This is a genomic window from Agathobaculum sp. (assembly GCF_022775115.1).
In the GTDB taxonomy this organism is placed as follows: Bacteria; Bacillota; Clostridia; order Oscillospirales; family Butyricicoccaceae; genus Agathobaculum.
This window is the reverse complement of record NZ_JALFLA010000021.1, coordinates 60072-76549: the sequence shown is the minus strand read 5'-3', so window position 1 is coordinate 76549 and position 16478 is coordinate 60072. Positions and strand designations below refer to the sequence as shown.

General features: G+C 59.3%; 17 protein-coding genes. All 17 read right to left on the bottom strand.

What is annotated here, in order from left to right:
- Positions 1–210: 210 nt before the first annotated feature.
- Complete coding sequence (locus MR935_RS03215) at positions 211–2148, bottom strand: bifunctional 4-hydroxy-3-methylbut-2-enyl diphosphate reductase/30S ribosomal protein S1 (protein WP_290570981.1); 1938 nt, start codon at positions 2146–2148, stop codon at positions 211–213.
- Positions 2145–2729, bottom strand: a complete 585-nt coding sequence (locus MR935_RS03210; RefSeq protein WP_290570979.1) for a lysophospholipid acyltransferase family protein — start codon at positions 2727–2729, stop codon at positions 2145–2147. The genes MR935_RS03215 and MR935_RS03210 overlap by 4 nt, the downstream gene beginning before the upstream one ends.
- A gap of 4 nt (positions 2730–2733) precedes the next feature.
- Positions 2734–3408 (bottom strand): (d)CMP kinase, encoded by a 675-nt coding sequence (cmk, locus tag MR935_RS03205; RefSeq protein ID WP_290570977.1) that lies wholly within the window; start codon positions 3406–3408, stop codon positions 2734–2736.
- Positions 3409–3418: 10 nt separating this feature from the next.
- On the bottom strand, positions 3419–4639 hold the full coding sequence (locus tag MR935_RS03200; protein ID WP_290570976.1) for an NAD(P)/FAD-dependent oxidoreductase: 1221 nt from the start codon (positions 4637–4639) through the stop codon (positions 3419–3421).
- Positions 4636–5505 (bottom strand): MurR/RpiR family transcriptional regulator, encoded by an 870-nt coding sequence (locus tag MR935_RS03195; protein WP_290570974.1) that lies wholly within the window; start codon positions 5503–5505, stop codon positions 4636–4638. Before MR935_RS03195 ends, MR935_RS03200 begins: the two co-directional genes overlap by 4 nt.
- Before the next feature lie 81 nt (positions 5506–5586).
- Positions 5587–6312 (bottom strand): pseudouridine synthase, encoded by a 726-nt coding sequence (locus tag MR935_RS03190; protein WP_290570972.1) that lies wholly within the window; start codon positions 6310–6312, stop codon positions 5587–5589.
- A 23-nt stretch (positions 6313–6335) separates the two neighbouring features.
- Positions 6336–7424 carry a D-alanyl-D-alanine carboxypeptidase family protein gene (locus tag MR935_RS03185; RefSeq protein WP_290570971.1) on the bottom strand — a complete coding sequence of 363 codons (1089 nt, stop codon included), beginning with the start codon at positions 7422–7424 and terminating at the stop codon, positions 6336–6338.
- Between the two features lie 66 nt (positions 7425–7490).
- Positions 7491–7922: a GerW family sporulation protein gene (gene ytfJ, locus MR935_RS03180; RefSeq protein ID WP_290570970.1), complete on the bottom strand. Its 432-nt coding sequence runs from the start codon at positions 7920–7922 to the stop codon at positions 7491–7493.
- Positions 7915–8556 (bottom strand): DUF2953 domain-containing protein, encoded by a 642-nt coding sequence (locus MR935_RS03175; protein WP_290570969.1) that lies wholly within the window; start codon positions 8554–8556, stop codon positions 7915–7917. The genes ytfJ and MR935_RS03175 overlap by 8 nt, the downstream gene beginning before the upstream one ends.
- Before the next feature lie 17 nt (positions 8557–8573).
- On the bottom strand, positions 8574–9161 hold the full coding sequence (gene scpB / locus MR935_RS03170) for an SMC-Scp complex subunit ScpB (protein WP_290570968.1): 588 nt from the start codon (positions 9159–9161) through the stop codon (positions 8574–8576).
- A 6-nt stretch (positions 9162–9167) separates the two neighbouring features.
- Positions 9168–9878 carry a segregation and condensation protein A gene (locus tag MR935_RS03165; protein ID WP_290570967.1) on the bottom strand — a complete coding sequence of 237 codons (711 nt, stop codon included), beginning with the start codon at positions 9876–9878 and terminating at the stop codon, positions 9168–9170.
- A gap of 11 nt (positions 9879–9889) precedes the next feature.
- Positions 9890–10543, bottom strand: coding sequence for a site-2 protease family protein (locus MR935_RS03160; RefSeq protein ID WP_290570966.1), 654 nt, complete (start codon positions 10541–10543; stop codon positions 9890–9892).
- Positions 10544–10756: 213 nt separating this feature from the next.
- Positions 10757–11221: a hypothetical protein gene (locus tag MR935_RS03155; protein WP_290570965.1), complete on the bottom strand. Its 465-nt coding sequence runs from the start codon at positions 11219–11221 to the stop codon at positions 10757–10759.
- Positions 11222–11550: 329 nt separating this feature from the next.
- Positions 11551–13176, bottom strand: a complete 1626-nt coding sequence (gene groL, locus MR935_RS03150; RefSeq protein ID WP_290570964.1) for a chaperonin GroEL — start codon at positions 13174–13176, stop codon at positions 11551–11553.
- A 19-nt stretch (positions 13177–13195) separates the two neighbouring features.
- The gene (locus tag MR935_RS03145; protein WP_290570962.1) at positions 13196–13480 is read right to left on the bottom strand and encodes a co-chaperone GroES; all 285 of its coding nucleotides are present in this window, start codon (positions 13478–13480) and stop codon (positions 13196–13198) included.
- A 171-nt stretch (positions 13481–13651) separates the two neighbouring features.
- On the bottom strand, positions 13652–14794 hold the full coding sequence (locus tag MR935_RS03140) for a THUMP domain-containing class I SAM-dependent RNA methyltransferase (RefSeq protein WP_290570961.1): 1143 nt from the start codon (positions 14792–14794) through the stop codon (positions 13652–13654).
- 107 nt (positions 14795–14901) lie between these two features.
- Positions 14902–16464, bottom strand: coding sequence for an oligosaccharide flippase family protein (locus tag MR935_RS03135; protein ID WP_290570959.1), 1563 nt, complete (start codon positions 16462–16464; stop codon positions 14902–14904).
- Positions 16465–16478: the final 14 nt, after the last annotated feature.

Below are 16478 nucleotides of genomic sequence, written 5' to 3'. Positions count from 1 at the left end.
TAAATCGAATACGTAAAAACAGCTCATTTAACAATGGGCTTATTCAAGTACCCTAAAAATAACATAAAATAGCACAAATGAGGCACCTGCCCGCAAATGCGGACAAGTGCCTCATTTCAGAGCTGTTTTTTTACAGCCCCTTTCTCTCTCGCCTTAGAATGTTTTCTTAACTGGACACACCTAACCGGGTGCTTCCTTGCAGCGTTGGGATTACTCCTCGTCAAAATCGTCGTTGCCGACCAAGAGTGCGCGGATGGAGAGGGAGACCTTCTTCTTCTCATCGTTGATGTCGATGATCTTGGCCTCGACCTTCTGACCGACCTCAAGCTCATCCTCGGGCTTGGCGATGCGGTGATCCGAAATCTGCGAAATATGGATCAGGCCGTCCACTCCGGGTACGATCTCAGCAAACGCGCCGAAAGGCATGAACTTGAGGATCTTGACCTCAGCGACCGAGCCGATATCGTACTTGGACTTGAACACATTCCACGGGTTGTCCTCCTCGCGCTTATAGCCGAGAGAGATCTTCTTGTTCTCCTTGTCCAGACCGATGACGAACACCTTGACCTTATCGCCTACGGCGACAACCTCGGACGGATGCTTGATGCGGCCCCAAGACAGCTCGGAGATATGCACCATGCCATCCACGCCGCCGATGTCGACAAACGCGCCGTAGGAGGTCAGGGACTTGACCGTACCGTCATACTCGTTGCCGACCTCGATGGTGCTCCAGATCTGCTCGGCAGAAGCCTTGCGGGCCTCCTGCTGGATCTGGCGGATCGAGCCGACTACGCGCTTGCGCTGGCGGTTGATTTCGGTGATATAGAAGGACTGCTTGGTCTTGACCAGCTGCGCCATCGGCTGATCCTTGGGCACCCCGGTCTGGCTGGCCGGGATAAACACACGCACGCCATAGGCGATTGCAACCACGCCGCCGCGGTTCTCCTCGATCACAACGCCCTCTACGACGCTGTGCTCCTCGTAGGCCTTCTCAATATTCTCCCAGCCCTTGAGCTGATCAACCCGCTTCTTGGACAGCGTGACCGTACCCTCGCTGTCGTTGACGCGAACGACAACCGCCTCGATCTCATCGCCCGGATGGATGTTGGCGCTCACATCAAAGGCCGGATCGTCGGACAGCTCGCTCAGCGGGATATATGCGGTGTGCTTAACGCCGAGATCGACCTGTACGTCGGTCGTGGATACTGCAACGACAGTGCCGGTGACTTTCTCTCCTGTATTTAAAGTTTTGAAGGACTCTTCGAGCATTGCCGCAAAGTCCTCGCCGCCATTTTCAATCTTCGTTTCTTCGCTCATCATGTTACTGACCTCCTTAATTATCCATGCCGGCGTCGATGCTCCGGCCGTGATCCCGATACGCCTGCCCCTGCAAGGCTGCTGCGCGGCAAGCTCCGCGGCGTCCTCCACATAAAGCACGTCGCTGCAAAGAGACTGGCTGATTTCATACAGCCGCTTTGTGTTAGAGCTTTTTTTATCTCCGATCACGACCATCTGATCCGATGCGCCGGCAAGCAGACGGGCTTCCGACTGTCGCTCGTCTGTCGCTTTACATATTGTATCAAAAATTTTGAGGTTTGTACACCTTTTTTTTATCAGGTCGACGGAAATATTCCAAACTGTCCGGTTCACGGTCGTCTGCGCGACGACGGCGATCGGTTTGTCAGCCAAATCGGGGTTGTCCGCAAAGGCTTTGGCCTGCTCCTCGTTCTCCAAAACAACGGACGCGCCGCACCAGCCCTGTATGCCGAGCACCTCGGGATGGTTTCGGCTGCCGAAAATGACGATCAACCGCCCTTGCCTGCTCTGCTCGTCCACGATGCGGTGAATCTTGCTGACAAAGGGGCAGGTCGCGTCAAAAACCTCGCACTGCTTTTCCCGCAGCACATCAAATACGCCGCGCGGCACGCCGTGCGCTCGGATGAGCACCTTGGCGCCGTCCGGTATCTCATCAAGCGTCTCGGCTGTGCGCACGCCGCGCGCTGCCAAGCGGGCGATTTCGTGCGTGTTGTGGATGATCTCACCATAGGCGTAGATCACGCCGTTTTGGCCGGCCTGCTGCTCGGCCATGTCCACCGCGCGGCGCACACCAAAGCAGAAACCCGCTGTCTTTGCTACTGTTACACTCATATTTCTTCCTTCAGGGCGTAGATTCGGTGCAGGATATCGTCCGCGATCACGCCGTAGTCCTTTTGGTTGGGATCGGGCATAAACGGCTTGCCGATCACGATCTGCACGCCGCAGCGAAAGCTCTTATTCTCCGAAATATACATCGGCAGAATGGGCGCGCGCGACTTGACCGCCAGCATGGCCGCTCCCTTTTTGGCCTCTCCTTCTCCCGTGCTGCGCGTGCCCTCCGGGAAAATAATCAGCTTTTTGCCTTCCTTGACGCTGGCAAGCGCGGTTTTGATCGCGGTGATGTCAGCGCCGCCCCGGTCGACCGGAAACGCGCCGAGCGCGGCGATCAGCCACGCCAGCCATTTTTTCTCAAACAATTCTTTTTTGGCCATCAGCCGCAGCGGCACCTTATGGCCGAGCGCGGCCGCGGCCAGCGGCGGGTCGGAGAGCTGCACATGGTTAGGACACACAACGCAGCCGCCCGCCGGGATATTCTCCCGCCCCCGCACCTTGAAGCCAAAATAAATATGCAGCGCCAACGCAACGAACGGTATCGCAAGCCACTGAAACCAGCGGCGGTACTTGTACTTCATGCTCTCAACCTTCTATTTTTTCTTTAATAATACGCAACACGGCTTCAATGCTTTGCGCCAGCGTCATGTCGCTTGTATCGAGCAGCACGGCATCCTCCGCCTGCCGCAGCGGCGCAACAGGGCGGCTCATATCCAGCTTATCTCGCGCTTCAATATCTGCCTTGACACTTTCCAAGGTCACCTGCTGCCCCTTTTCCCGCAGCTCCTTGCACCGGCGCGCGGCGCGCACGGCAGACGAGGCGGTCAGAAATATCTTGACCGGCGCATCGGGCAGGATAACCGTGCCGATATCGCGTCCGTCCATCAGGATATTGCTACGCGCAGCCATGCCGCGCTGTAAGTCCAGCAAAAACTGCCGCACTGCGGGCACAGCCGACACCTTAGAGGCGTAGCGCGCGATCTCAGGCGTGCGGACGGCCTCGGACACGTCCTCGCCGCACAGCAGCACATGCTGCGCGCCGCCCTCATACGCCAGCGACACATCAATCGACGGCAGCGCGGCGGCAATCGCCTCAGCGTCATCCTCCGCGATGCCCTTTCTGCACACGGCAAGGCCAATCGCGCGATACATCGCGCCGGTGTCCACATAAATGTACCGCAGCCGTTCGGCCGCGGCGAGCGCGATCGTTGATTTGCCCGCGCCGGACGGGCCGTCGATTGCCACAGAAATATAACCCATATGCTACCTCCTATGTTTGCGCCGCGGACAGGCCCGCCAAGCGGCCGGTCGACCATGCGATCTGCAAATTAAAGCCGCCGGTATAGGCGTCCACATCGAGCACCTCGCCCGCAAAATACAATCCCGGTATTTTTTTTGATTCCATCGTCTTCGGGCTGACCTCGCGCACAGACACACCTCCCGTGGTGACGATCGCCTCGGCGACCGGGCGCTTGCCCGACACGGCAAGCGTAAAATGCTTGAGCGTGTGCAGCAGCGCCGCGCGCTGCGCCTTGGTCACGCTGTTGACCTTGGCGCGCGGGTCGATCTGCGACAGGCGAACGACCGCCGGGATCAGCTTGCGCGGCAACAGCTCGTCGAGCGCGTTGATGAAATCACTGTTCTTATGTTTATCAAAGTCGGACAGCAGGCGTTTATCCAATGTTTTTTCATCGAGCGCGGGCTTGAGGTCAATCTCGATATGATATCCCTTACTGCCAAAATGCCGCATATGCGCAGAAGCGGACAAAATGAGCGGCCCGGACAGGCCGAAATGGGTAAACAGCATCTCACCGAAGTCCGACCATAGCCTTTTGCCGTCCTCGAACACAGTCACCTGCACGTTGCGCAGGCTCAGTCCCATCAGCTCACCGCAGCCGTCCGGTGTCACCAGCGCCACGAGCGATGGGTTGGGCGGCACGATCGTATGTCCCACGGCCTTGGCAAAGCGGTACCCGTCGCCGGTCGAGCCGGTCTGCGGATAGGACGCGCCGCCGGTCGCCACAATCACGCGGTCGGCCGGGTATGTCCTTCCGCCCGCACACACCCCGACCAGCCGCCCGTCTGTGACGGCCAGCGCGTCCACGGGCTGCTGCATGATCCGCACACCCACGCGCCTCATCCATGTAAACAGTGCGTCAATGACATCGGCCGACCGGTCGGAGACCGGAAAAACGCGGTTTCCACGCTCGGTCTTAAGAGGAACGCCGTGCTTTTCAAAAAAGTCCATCGTATCGGCCGGTGAAAAGCCGCCGAGCGCCGAATACAGAAAGCGCGGATTGACCGGCACGTTTTGCAGCACTGTTTCGATATCGCAGTTGTTGCACACATTGCAGCGTCCCTTGCCTGTAATGAACAGCTTGCGGCCGACCTTTTCATTGCGCTCAAACAGCGTCACACACGCGCCGTGCTCCGCTGCGGTACCGGCAGCCATCAGCCCGGCGGCGCCGCCGCCGATCACTATGACGTTCAACTTCCCTCATCCTCCGGCTTTTCATATACATCGTATGCTTCCCAGATGCGCTCGAGCTTGTGAAAGGTCTGCTCGATCTCGTCATGGCGGCTCATGCCGACCGCGACGATCAGCGCGTTGATGACCGACAGCGGCGCCACGAGCGAATCAACAAAGCTGGCCATATCGCTGTGCGCCAGCAGCGCGTGGTCGGACACACGAGCCAGCGGCGAGATGTGCGAATCGGTCAGCGCGATGACGCGCGCGCCGCGGTCGCGTGCATATTTCATGGCACTCAGCGTGCGCTTGGAGTAGCGCGGAAAGCTGATGCCCAAAAACACATCCCCCGGCCCGATACGTAGGATCTGCTCAAAAATCTCGCTGACGCTACTGGTGTGGATGAGCGTCACATTGTCAAACATCAGGTTAAAATAAAAGCCGACAAAGTTGGCCAGCGCGCTCGATGAGCGCACACCCAGAATGTAAATGCGGCGCGCGCCGGTCAGCGCTTCGACCGCGCCCTGAAACGCCTTGCGGTCCATACCGTCAAGCGTCATGCGAATCATATCCATATCGGTGTGCAGCACGGTTTGCAGCACGTCCCGCCCGCCCATGCGGTCGCTCGACACCTCCATGCGCTGCACCGAGGTCAGCTTATTGCGGATCATCTCCTGCAGTGCGCGCTGCAAATGCGGATAGCCCTCATAGCCCAGCTCGGTCGCAAAGCGCACGACCGTGGACTCGCTGACGCCCACCGTCGCGCCGAGACGGCTCGCCGTCATAAAGGCCGCCTTGTCATAATGCTCCAGAATATACCGCGCGATCTGCTTCTGCCCCTTGGAAAACCCGGGCAGCTGGTGCTGGATCTTGCTTATCAAATCGTTCATACTCTCTCTCCCGCACTCCCGGCCGCTGCATACCGTCTTTTATTGTAAGTTGCTCCGACAAAAAATGCAAGATATTTTGCGTCAATCCTGTGCGGACGCAGCTTTTCCCTGTAAATAGGAAATTTCTTCCTCGGTCAGCGCGCGCCACGCGCCGGGTCGGAGCGCCGGGTCGAGCGGCAGCTCCCCGATCGCTACCCGCTTGAGGCGGCGCACCTCAAGGCCGCACTGCTCGCACATCTTGCGTATCTGACGGTTGCGTCCCTCATGGATGGTCAGGCGCAGCTTGGCGCTCTGCTCGTCCCGCTCGAGCACCTCAACCACCGCCGGGCGGATATCATAGCCGTCGATCCGCATCGGCTGCGATAGCTGCTCGATCCCCTCCAGCCGGCCGCGCACGCGCACCTCATAATGCTTATCGACCTCATGCCGGGGGTGGGTGAGCGCATTGATGAGCGCGCCGTCGTTGGTCAGCAGCAGCAGCCCCTCCGAATTATAGTCCAGCCTGCCGACCGGTATGACGCGCGCACGGCAGCCCCGCACCAGCTCGGCCACGGTCTTGCGGCCATGCTCATCCTTCATCGTTGTCACATAGCCGCGCGGCTTGTACAGCATCAGATACTTCTTTTCCTCCGCTTGGCCAACCGGCCTGCCATCGACCGTGATCCTGTCGCGCTGGGCATCTGCCCGGTCGCCGAGCGAGGCCGCGCGGCCGTTAACACGCACGCGGCCGTCCAGTATCCATTCCTCCGCTTGGCGGCGCGAGCACAGCCCGGCCTGTGCCAGTATTTTTTGCAGTCTTTCTTCCACAGTTGTCCTCCGATATCCGGCACTCAGCCGTCAAAAATACGCTCTATAATGTGCTCAGGCACGCTCTTCCGCTCGGGCGGCAGCAGCGACGCGCCGCCGTACACCAGCGTGTCCCGCGCCAGCACCTTGCTGCCGATGCGGTATTCAAGCTGCCCTGCGACCGCGGTGCGCACGACCGGCGCGTAGCATATTCTATCGCCGTAGCGCACCTTTTCCAGTTTTTCCTTTTCTCCCGGTGCTAAAAACGCAGTCACCGTATGCTGCGCCAGCAGTGGCACCTCGTCGGTATCGCCGCCGAATACGCGCTGCACGGCGAGCTGGTCGCCCGCCTGATGCAGCGTGACTTCCTCATACCGCGCAAACGCCTCGTCCAGCAGCGCCATATGGTCGTTCCAATCGTTCGGGTCATTGAGCGTGACCACAATGACCGTTCGCCCGCCACGCTCTGCGGCGGAGACCAGACAACGCCCCGCCGCCTTAGTAAACCCGGTTTTGACACCTATCGCGCCGTCATACATGCGCAGCAGCCGGTTGTGGTTGCTCAGAACATGTTCGCCTGCCGTGTAACTGCCGGTCGATACGATCTGCCGGAACACCGGGTCCTGCATGGCTGCGGCTGTGATCTTGGCCAGCTCATGCGCCGTGGTGTAATGCGTCTCGCTGCTCAGGCCGTTGGGATTGTCGAAATGCGTGTTTTCTAGCGCAAGCTCCTGTGCCTTCTCATTCATTTTTTCCACAAAAGCGGTCAGTCCCCCGCACTCGCCCGCGATGGCCAACGCGGCGTCGTTGCCGGAAGCCAGCATCAGGCCATACAGCGTATCCCGCAGTGTCAGCTTTTCGCCTGTGCGCAGATACATGGACGATCCTTCGACCTGCGTGTACTCCTTCTTGACCGTATACACACGGTCAAGCTCGCCCTCGCTGAGCGCGACCAGCGCAGTCATGATTTTGGTGGTCGAGGCCATCGGCAGCCGCGCGTCAGCGTTGTGCGCAAACAGGGTTTCCCCTGTATCTGCGTCAATCACCACCGCGCTCTGCGCGCTGATCGCCCGCGCCGGATATACGCCCAGCGCGCAGACCAGCAGCGCGCACAACAGTTTTTTGCCCATCATACATCTCCCCTGCATAACAAAACCTACTCATCCTTGCTATGAGTAGGTTTTGCGGGGCGGGCTGTATTATTCGTCAGCTTCAACCGTTTGCGCGGATTGCGGCGCAGCCTTTCCCTTGCGGCCTTCCACAAAGCTGGAAACCTTATTGATCGCACCCGGGATCATCTCGACCAAGCGGTCGACCGTGCTCGCAGCCTGTGCGTTCACGCCGAGGATGTCGGCACTGCCGTCGCGCCCGATGATGAGAAAGCAGACGGGCGAGACCGTCACGCCCGCACCGCCGCCGCCGCCAAACGCCAGCGGCGCATTTTCCGCAGCATGCTTGGCCGCAAACTCACTGCCGCCGGTGCCAAAGCCAAACGCGACCTTGGAGACCGGGATGACGGTCGTGCCGTCCGCCGTGGTGATCGGTTGGCCGATAATGGTGTTGACATCGACCATTTCCTTGATTTTAGCCATGGTCTCGGTCATCAAATTGCTGATAGGATGTTCATTCATGCGTGATCGCCTCTTCCTTCTTGATGAGTTTTTTATACAAGCCAAACAGCTCCTTTGCGTGCCGCAGCAGCAAAAACAGCAGCCTTACCGGCCGCATGGAGCAAAAAGCACTGAACGCCCATTCGGTGTGCGCCGCGTTGAAATCCGCGTCCACATCGACACGGTAATCCTTCATTTCAAAAGTATTCTCCAAAAACGGCACAATCATGCCGGTGAGCGCAGCCGATTGCCCCAGCAGAATGCCGGTTTTGGCCGCGTTATCCGTGCCGATAACGACCCGCACACGCAAACGGCTGATGCGCAGCGTACCGGCCAGCTCATCCAGCAACCGCAGCGCCAGCTCCAACAGCTCGCCGATATCGAGCGCTGCACGGTCAAACCTATATTTTCGCCTCGGCTTTGCTTTTTTTCGCGCTTTGCGCTCGGGCGGTGCGCCCTCTGCCGCTTGCTCCCTGCTCTGCGCCTTGGGCGGCGGCCAGAGCGGAATGCGCAGCGGGCCATAACGCAGCTCGACGCTGACCGCGCCGTTTGCACCGTATGTCTCGATCCCCGTGCGCACTGTCAGCGCCAGCGCAAACAGCAGCAGCGCCGCGGCCAACAGGCAAAGCAACACCAGAAGGATCAGCCAGAGCACATCGGCCATCCCCCTCATCACTCCGTTCCATCCGAAGGATTTGATTCCGGCTCGCGCCCGGCTCCATCCTGTGCGGTCAGCTCGAGCTGCTCGTTTTCCTCCAGCGCAGGCAGCGCGGGCAGCTCCTCCAGACTCTTGAGCGAAAAAGTACGCAAAAACGCATCGGTCGTGCGGTAGAGGATCGGACGGCCGGGCACATCCATGCGCCCCGCCTCCTCGATCAGCTCCTTTTCCAGTAGGCCGGACACCGTGCCGCCCGAATCGACGCCGCGCAGCTGGTCGATGAACGCGCGCGTCACCGGCTGACGGTACGCGATGATGGTCAGCACCTCAAGCGCCGCGGGCGAGAGCGAGGGCGGCCTGCGCGATTCGGTCACCCTGCGGGCGGCCTGCGCGTACAGTGGTCGCGAACAGAGCTGCAGCTTGTCCGCCAGCCGCAGCAGCATAATGCCGCGGTTTTCAAAATCGTACAGATTTGCCAGCGCGTCGGCCGCTTCGAGCAGCGCACCGCGCGAGGTTTCCAACGCGGCAGCAAGCCGCTCAACCGGCACCGCGTCTCCGGCAGCAAAGAGCACGGCCTCAAGACCGGCTTCGAGTTCGGTCATCCGACGTCACTCCCCTTTATCCTTGGTCAGCGTCAGCTCGACCCTCTCCCCCTCGCCCTCCAAGCGGATGCGGTGGTTCTTGGAAAGCTCAAGCACGGCGAGAAAGGTCGCCACGATCTCCGAGCGGCTTTTCGCATCGTCAAACAGCTGTGCAAAGCGCAGTCTGGCGTGGGACAGAAAGCGGCGGAGAATGACCGCGACGCGCGCGGACACCGGCACCGGCTCACGTCCGACGATACCGGAAAACACCCGCGCTGAAGGCGGCACACGCTTTTGCGCCCTTTGCAGCATATTACCCGCCGCGCGCACCAAATCCCTGACCGATTGGCGGTATTCGGCGGGAGCGCCCTCGATATGCTCGGGCGGCTTGATGAAGATATCCCGTCCCAGCTCGCCCTTTTCCTTTAAGAACGGCGTAGCCTCCTTCAGCCGCTGGTATTCAAGCAGCATTTCGACCAGCGCTGCGCGCGGATCCTCCTCGCCCCCCTCGTCGCGGCGGGGCAGCAGCATCTTGGATTTGATATAGACAAGCTGTGCGGCCATCGCCACAAAATCGCCCGCCACATCTAGATCCATTGCTTCGGCGGCGTGCAGCACCGCCATGTATTGCTCCAAGATTTCCGCAATCGGAATATCATAAATACTGACCTTGTTCTTGGCGATCAGGTGCAGCAGCAAATCAAGCGGCCCATCAAAATTGTCCAGATGAAACTCCATGCCGCCCCCGTTTACAGCCGCATCAGCAGGCTGACAAACCGCAGCGCAAGCCGCAGTTCGCCGTTGATCGCAAGCGACATCAGCCCATCCAGCCAGCCACTCCAGAGCACGAAGATGAACACCAGCAGGATGACCGGCTGATATTGCTGTATCTTCTGCGACCATGAGAACGGCATAAACGCATCGAGCACGCGCGAGCCATCCAGCGGGTGGATGGGGATGAGGTTAAAAACGCCGAGACCGACCGACATCGAGCCGACGATCAGCACAAACTGCCCCAGCGCGTAGAGGAACGCATTGCCCTGCCCCGTGTACAGGTAGCCTTGGTGCGGCATCAGCACAATAAAGATACAAAATGCAATAAACGCGGTAATAAAATTGGCAAGCGGCCCGGCCAGCGCGGTCAGCGCCATGCCCGCGCGCCGGTTTTTGAAATTGGAAATATTGACCGGCACCGGCCGCGCCCAACCAAAGCCGAACAGCAGCAGGCACAGAAAACCCCACGGGTCAACATGCGCCAGCGGCGACAGCGTCACGCGCCCCGAATCGCGCGCCGTGCGGTCGCCCAGCAGATAGGCTGCGCCGCCGTGCGCTGCTTCATGCAGCGATAAACATAAAACAACAGCAGGAATGGACAGCGCAAGCATGATAAACGCCTGCTGCATATCTCCCCCGCGTAATGCGCTCCAAAGCAAGGTTTGATTCCTCCATATTCGTTTGTGCGGCTATGATAGCACGCCGGGCGGCGCCTTTTTCGTCAAAATATCTGCCGGTGCGCCGCGGACGGCATCATTGTCAAGCCGATGTGTGATAGGTGTTATGTAGCTATTATACCACAAGCATGGCAAATTGTCACCTTTTTCTTGCCATACTCCGTCTCACAAGCGCAGCGCAGCCTTCCCCGCGTCATTGATAAAAACCTCGATCGAATCGCCTTCATTCAAATCAGGCTGATCCCACAGCAAATCGCTTTTTTCGTGATAAATTTTACCTTGAAACGAATAGGCATAGTATATTCTAAAGGGCGATTTTCGTCTAAACCGTACTGACTTTTGCAAATACACCTTTTCCACAGTCCCGATTCGCCTGCTCCCCTGTGCCAACAGTGCCTGGTGTGATTTTGCCCGCCGCCGTCCGATCAGGCTGAAAATTATTTGTACAACGCCACAAACAATACCGATCATCAAAAAAATTTTCCCTAAAACAATTGGCTCCTGTACACGCGCATGCGCAGACGGCTTCATGATTCCAGAAAAGCATAGCAAACCCACCACAATAAATACAAAACTCAGATCTAAAAAGATCAATGCATATAGGCTCTCAATATATCTCGGCCTTTTCATATTACGTCTCTCCTTGCTGTCAATTATACATCACTTCTGCCAAATATACTGCCGTTACAAATCCTCAATCGACTATTTTATACATTTTACCATGACAGCAGCGCGTTTTCAATGCTTGTACAGACCATCTTTCCGGGTAGTTGTGTAAGAGCTAACGAACTCCCCTATGCAAGACAGCGACCCGGAACAGCAACGATACTCCCCACAACGCGCGCTTTCTACACGCTAAGGCAGCACAAAAGACCCGGTACTCATCAAAGCGAGTACCGGGTCCTGCAAATCTTAGAAACGGCTGCTTATAGCCGGAAAATCCGGCTTTAGAACATCTTTTAGTACATGCCACCCATATCGGGAGCTGCCGGCATCGGGGGCTGCGGCTCCTTCTTATCAGCAACGAGGCTCTCGGTGGTCAGCACCATCGAAGCGACAGACGCCGCATTCTGCAGAGCGGAACGGTTGACCTTGGTCGGATCTACGATGCCGTTCTGAATCATATCACCATAGGTCTCGGTCGCAGCGTCAAAGCCATAGCCGACCTTGCCGCAGTTCTTGACCTTATCGACGACGATCGCGCCCTCGATACCCGCGTTGTAGGCGATTTGGTTCATAGGTGCTTCCAGACCGCGCGCCACGATCATCATGCCGGTCTTCTCGTCGCCCGTGGCGCCTTCCGCCAGCTTTTCAACCGCTGCAATCGCGTTGACATAGGCCACACCGCCGCCGGCAACGATACCCTCTTCAACTGCCGCGCGGGTCGCGTTGAGCGCGTCCTCAATGCGCAGCTTCTTCTCCTTCATCTCGGTCTCGGTCGCAGCGCCGACCTTGATGACCGCAACGCCGCCAGCCAGCTTGGCCAGACGCTCCTGCAGCTTCTCGCGGTCAAAATCAGAGGTGGTGCGCTCGATCGCGCCGCGGATCTCATTGACGCGGCTGGCGATATCCTGCTTGTCGCCCGCGCCGTCCACGATCGTGGTGTTCTCCTTGGTGATGACGATCTGGCGTGCCGAACCCAGCATATCCATGGTAGCATCCTTCAGCTCAATGCCGACCTCCTCGGAGATCACCGTGCCGCCGGTCAGGATTGCGATATCACGAAGCATCTCCTTGCGGCGGTCGCCAAAGCCCGGCGCCTTGACGGCAACACAGGTAAACGTACCGCGCAGACGGTTGACGATCAGGGTGGAGAGCGCCTCGCCCTCGATATCCTCAGCGATGATAAGCAGCTTCTTGCCAGATTTTACCACCTGTTCGAGGATGGGCAGCAGCTCCTGAATGTTGGACAGCTTCTTGTCGGTGATGAGGATGAGCGCATCGTCCAGCACAGCCTCCATCTTCTCGGTATCGGTGCACATATAGGGGGTAACGTAGCCGCGGTCGAACTGCATACCCTCAACGACCTCGGAGTAGGTTTCGGCCGTCTTGGACTCCTCCACGGTGATAACGCCGTCGGTCGATACCTTTTCCATTGCCTCGGCGATCAGCTTGCCAATCTCCTCATCGCCGGACGAGATCGCACCGACGCGGGCGATGTCGTTCGTGCCGTCGACCGCCTTAGAGTTCTGCGCAATCGACTCGACCGCGGCAGCAACCGCCTTGGAAATGCCGCGGCGCATGACCATCGGGTTCGCGCCCGCCGCAACGTTCTTCAGACCCTCGCGCACGAACGCCTGCGCCAGCACAGTGGCAGTGGTGGTGCCGTCGCCGGCCACATCGTTGGTCTTGGTCGCCACTTCCTTGACCAGCTGCGCGCCCATGTTCTCATAAGCGTCCTCCAGCTCGATCTCCTTGGCGATGGTAACGCCGTCGTTGGTGATCAGCGGCGCGCCGAATTTCTTATCGAGCACGACGTTGCGGCCCTTCGGGCCGATGGTCACTTTAACGGTATCAGCGAGCTGGTCAATGCCGCGCTGCAGCGCCTTGCGCGCGTCCTCGCCGTAAATAAGCTGCTTAGCCATGATAATTTACCTCCTTGAATTACTCTACGACCGCGAGAATGTCGCTCTGGCGGACAATGATATACTCCTCGCCGTCCAGCTTGATCTCGGTGCCCGAATACTTGCTGGTGATGACCTTCTGGCCCTTCTGGACTTCCATCTTGATCTCCTTGCCGTCGACCACGCCGCCGGGGCCAACCTCGATGATCTCAGCGACCTGCGGCTTTTCCTGCGCCGACGCGGTAAGGATGATGCCGCTGGCAGTCGTCTCCTCCGCCTCGATCATCTTGATCACAACACGATCGCAAAGGGGCTTGAGTTTCATATCGAATTCCTCCTATGAAAAATAAAGATTAACGAATCCAAGTTTAGCACTCTGAATCTTTGAGTGCTAACGCAAGTATTATATTACATCAACTCGCCGCGATACGCAAGAGGTTTTTTGGAAATGCCGCCATAAAATTTATGAATTTTTTGTGAATCCCGCCAAAGCTGCTCAACTGCCTTTAGCAGACGGACGCGGCGAGTGCTTAAAATACATATACAGGTCGCATTTGAGCATACCGTTATAGAGCTTGCGCCGCTTGTCCGCCTTTTTGCCGTAGCAGCGTTCAAACATCGCGTCGGAGCTTAGGATATACTGCCGCTTGGGCGAGTCCCCGACCGCCCTGCCAAACGCTGCGTACAGCTTTTCCGCCGTCTGCACATCGAGCAGCCGCTCGCCATAGGGTGGGTTGGCAAACAGCACGCCCTGCCCACTGTAATCGCGCTTGGCCGCATCAGCGCATTCAAAAAACACCGTGCCCGACACGCCTGCCTTGCGCGCATTCTCAATTGAAAGCTGCACGCATTGCGGGTCGATATCGCTGCCCACGATGTCAAACCGCGCGCTGCCGTCGGCCAGATCGAGCGCGCTTTCACGCGCTTGCTGCCAGACCGCCGCGCCGATACACGGCCATTTTTCCGCGTCAAAAGTACGCAGCAGGCCAGGCGCGCGGCGCTGCGCGAGCAGCGCCGCCTCGATTGCGATCGTACCCGAGCCGCAGAACGGGTCGAGCAGCGGCTCCCTCCCCCGCCAGCGCGCCAGCTTTACCATCGCGGCGGCCAACGTTTCACGCAGGGGTGCGGCATTTGCATTGGCGCGGTAGCCGCGCTTGTGCAGACCGGCGCCCGAGGTGTCCAGATAAATCTCGGCCATGTCGTGCATGATGGCAAACTGTATCTGATACCGCGCGCCGGTCTCCGCAAACCAGCTTAGGCCATACGCCGCGTGCAGCCGCTCGACCACCGCCTTTTTGACGATCTTCTGGCAGTCCGGTATCGAGTGCAGCGCGGAATCCAGACTGTGTCCCTTGACCGGAAACGCACCGTCCTCGGGGATAAACTGCTCCCACGGCAGCGCGCGCACCCCCTCGAACAGCTCGTCAAAGCTGCGCGCCGGAAACGCCCCTAAGCGGATGAGCACTCGCTCGGCGCAGCGCAGATTAAGGTTTGCCCACGCCAGCGTGTTCTCATCGCCCTCGAAGATGACGCGGCCATTTTCCGCGCGCACCGCGCTCAGCTTGCCGCCAAAGCGCAGCTCATCGGCCACAATGCCCTCCAGCCCGAACAGCGTCGGGCAGCACATCGTCAGTTTCATCGCGTTTCCCCCGTTTCGTCACAAAAAAGCTCCTGCCGCACCTGCGGCAAGAGCCGATCCATCGTGTTTTCTATCTTATCCGCTTGCGCGGTATTTGTCAAGGCGTATCACCACATACGCAGGCGCGTCAGCGGTGGCATTTCGATGCGGCGGGACAGATAGCGCAGCAGCCGCACACCCAGCAGCCGCAGCACCAGCACATACAGCGCGCACGCACCGGCAAGCGTGCAGCACAGCGCGGCCGCGTCCGATCGGCAAACCTGCTGAAATACCGCGAAAAACACGCGCGTCCAGCCCAGCAGCGCCCCGCCACACAGCAGCGGCACACCAAAGCGGCGAAACGGACGCAGCGCAAAGCCGCTTTGATGGCGCAGTACGCACAGGTTGACCACGAACGCGCCCGCGCCGGTCAGCAGCATAGCGAGCAAGTAGCCGTAAATGCCGAGCGTCGGGCGCGCGCACCAGTGGTAGAGCAGCAGAAGCTGCAGCAGCTCCGCACTGACCGCAGTCACGACGTTCACCTGCTGCAGGCCGACCGCGTTGAGCAGGCTGCCGCTTGCCATCTGGTAATAGCTCACCACCGCCACCGCGCCCAGCAGCGCCACATACTCCTGCGTTAGCGGCTGGCGGAAAAACAGCATGCTCAGCCGAGGCGCGAGCGGCACGAGTACGGCTGTCGCCGGCAGGGCAATCAGCCCCACCGCCGAGACTGCGCGCCCGATCAGCGCGCGCACGCGCTTGGCGCTGCCCACCGCCTGCGCCGCCGTGATCGCGGGCAGCAGCGCCGTGCATACCGAGCTGACCAGCGCGACCGGCAGCAGCAGCAGCGGCATGGCCATGCCGGATATCACGCCGAGCGCGGAAAGCGCCTGCTCATAGGTCAGCCCGGCGACCATCAAGCGCTGCGGCAGCAGCACCGAGCCTGCTGAGCTGAGCAGGTTACCCAGCAGCGCCGAGGCCGAAAGCGGCAGCGCGATGGCCAAGAACTGCCTGCCTGTCGCCGCGTCCACCGGCGTGCGCAGGTCGATAGACGCCCTGTTTCGGCAGAACAGCCGGGTCAGAAACAGGGCGCTGAACACCTCGCTGACCACCATGCCGGCGAAAATCAGCATGGCGATCGTGCCATAGTCCTGCCCCTGATAGCGAAACAGCAGCACGCTGACCGCGCCAATGCGGATCAGCTGCTCCCCTACCTCGGAGGCGGCTGTGTACTGCACCTGTTCGAGACCGATGAACAGCGATTTGAAGATGTTCTCCACGCCGGTCAGCGCAAGGCAGAGCAGCAAAAACGGAAAGGCCTGTGCACACCGCCCATCCCCCAGCAGGTGCACTGCGATTTCTTTCCGAAAAAGCAGCGCAATCGCGGCGCAGCCTGCGCAGAGTGTGAAAAACACCGAAAACGCCAGCCGGAGCACCGCGCCGATCCTGCGCTGCTCGCCCCTTGCTTCACACGCGGCGCTCAGGCGTGAGCAGGCCATGGTCACGCCTGACAGACAGCCCGCGTTGAGTACCAGATAGGCTGAGTTGACCAGCCGGTACACGCCCAGTCCCTCCGCGCCCGCAAACCGGCTGAGCAGCACCCGGTAAAGAAAGCCGAGCGCTTGCAGCGCCAAATTGCCGCAGGCCAGTATGCCCGCCGCATAAAGTATCGTTTTCTTCTGTATCCGCACGGCACGACCCCATT

Excerpts from the sequence above, each read along its gene's own strand:
- MR935_RS03210 (WP_290570979.1), bottom strand. The coding sequence starts at position 2,729 with ATGAAGTACAAGTACCGCCGCTGGTTTCAGTGGCTTGCGATACCGTTC.
- groL (WP_290570964.1), bottom strand. The coding sequence starts at position 13,176 with ATGGCTAAGCAGCTTATTTACGGCGAGGACGCGCGCAAGGCGCTGCAG.
- MR935_RS03215 (WP_290570981.1), bottom strand. The coding sequence starts at position 2,148 with ATGAGTGTAACAGTAGCAAAGACAGCGGGTTTCTGCTTTGGTGTGCGC.
- MR935_RS03165 (WP_290570967.1), bottom strand. The coding sequence starts at position 9,878 with ATGGAGTTTCATCTGGACAATTTTGATGGGCCGCTTGATTTGCTGCTG.
- MR935_RS03140 (WP_290570961.1), bottom strand. The coding sequence starts at position 14,794 with ATGAAACTGACGATGTGCTGCCCGACGCTGTTCGGGCTGGAGGGCATT.
- MR935_RS03160 (WP_290570966.1), bottom strand. The coding sequence starts at position 10,543 with ATGCAGCAGGCGTTTATCATGCTTGCGCTGTCCATTCCTGCTGTTGTT.
- cmk (WP_290570977.1), bottom strand. The coding sequence starts at position 3,408 with ATGGGTTATATTTCTGTGGCAATCGACGGCCCGTCCGGCGCGGGCAAA.
- MR935_RS03185 (WP_290570971.1), bottom strand. The coding sequence starts at position 7,424 with ATGATGGGCAAAAAACTGTTGTGCGCGCTGCTGGTCTGCGCGCTGGGC.
- MR935_RS03155 (WP_290570965.1), bottom strand. The coding sequence starts at position 11,221 with ATGAAAAGGCCGAGATATATTGAGAGCCTATATGCATTGATCTTTTTA.
- scpB (WP_290570968.1), bottom strand. The coding sequence starts at position 9,161 with ATGACCGAACTCGAAGCCGGTCTTGAGGCCGTGCTCTTTGCTGCCGGA.
- ytfJ (WP_290570970.1), bottom strand. The coding sequence starts at position 7,922 with ATGAATGAACATCCTATCAGCAATTTGATGACCGAGACCATGGCTAAA.
- MR935_RS03195 (WP_290570974.1), bottom strand. The coding sequence starts at position 5,505 with ATGAACGATTTGATAAGCAAGATCCAGCACCAGCTGCCCGGGTTTTCC.
- MR935_RS03145 (WP_290570962.1), bottom strand. The coding sequence starts at position 13,480 with ATGAAACTCAAGCCCCTTTGCGATCGTGTTGTGATCAAGATGATCGAG.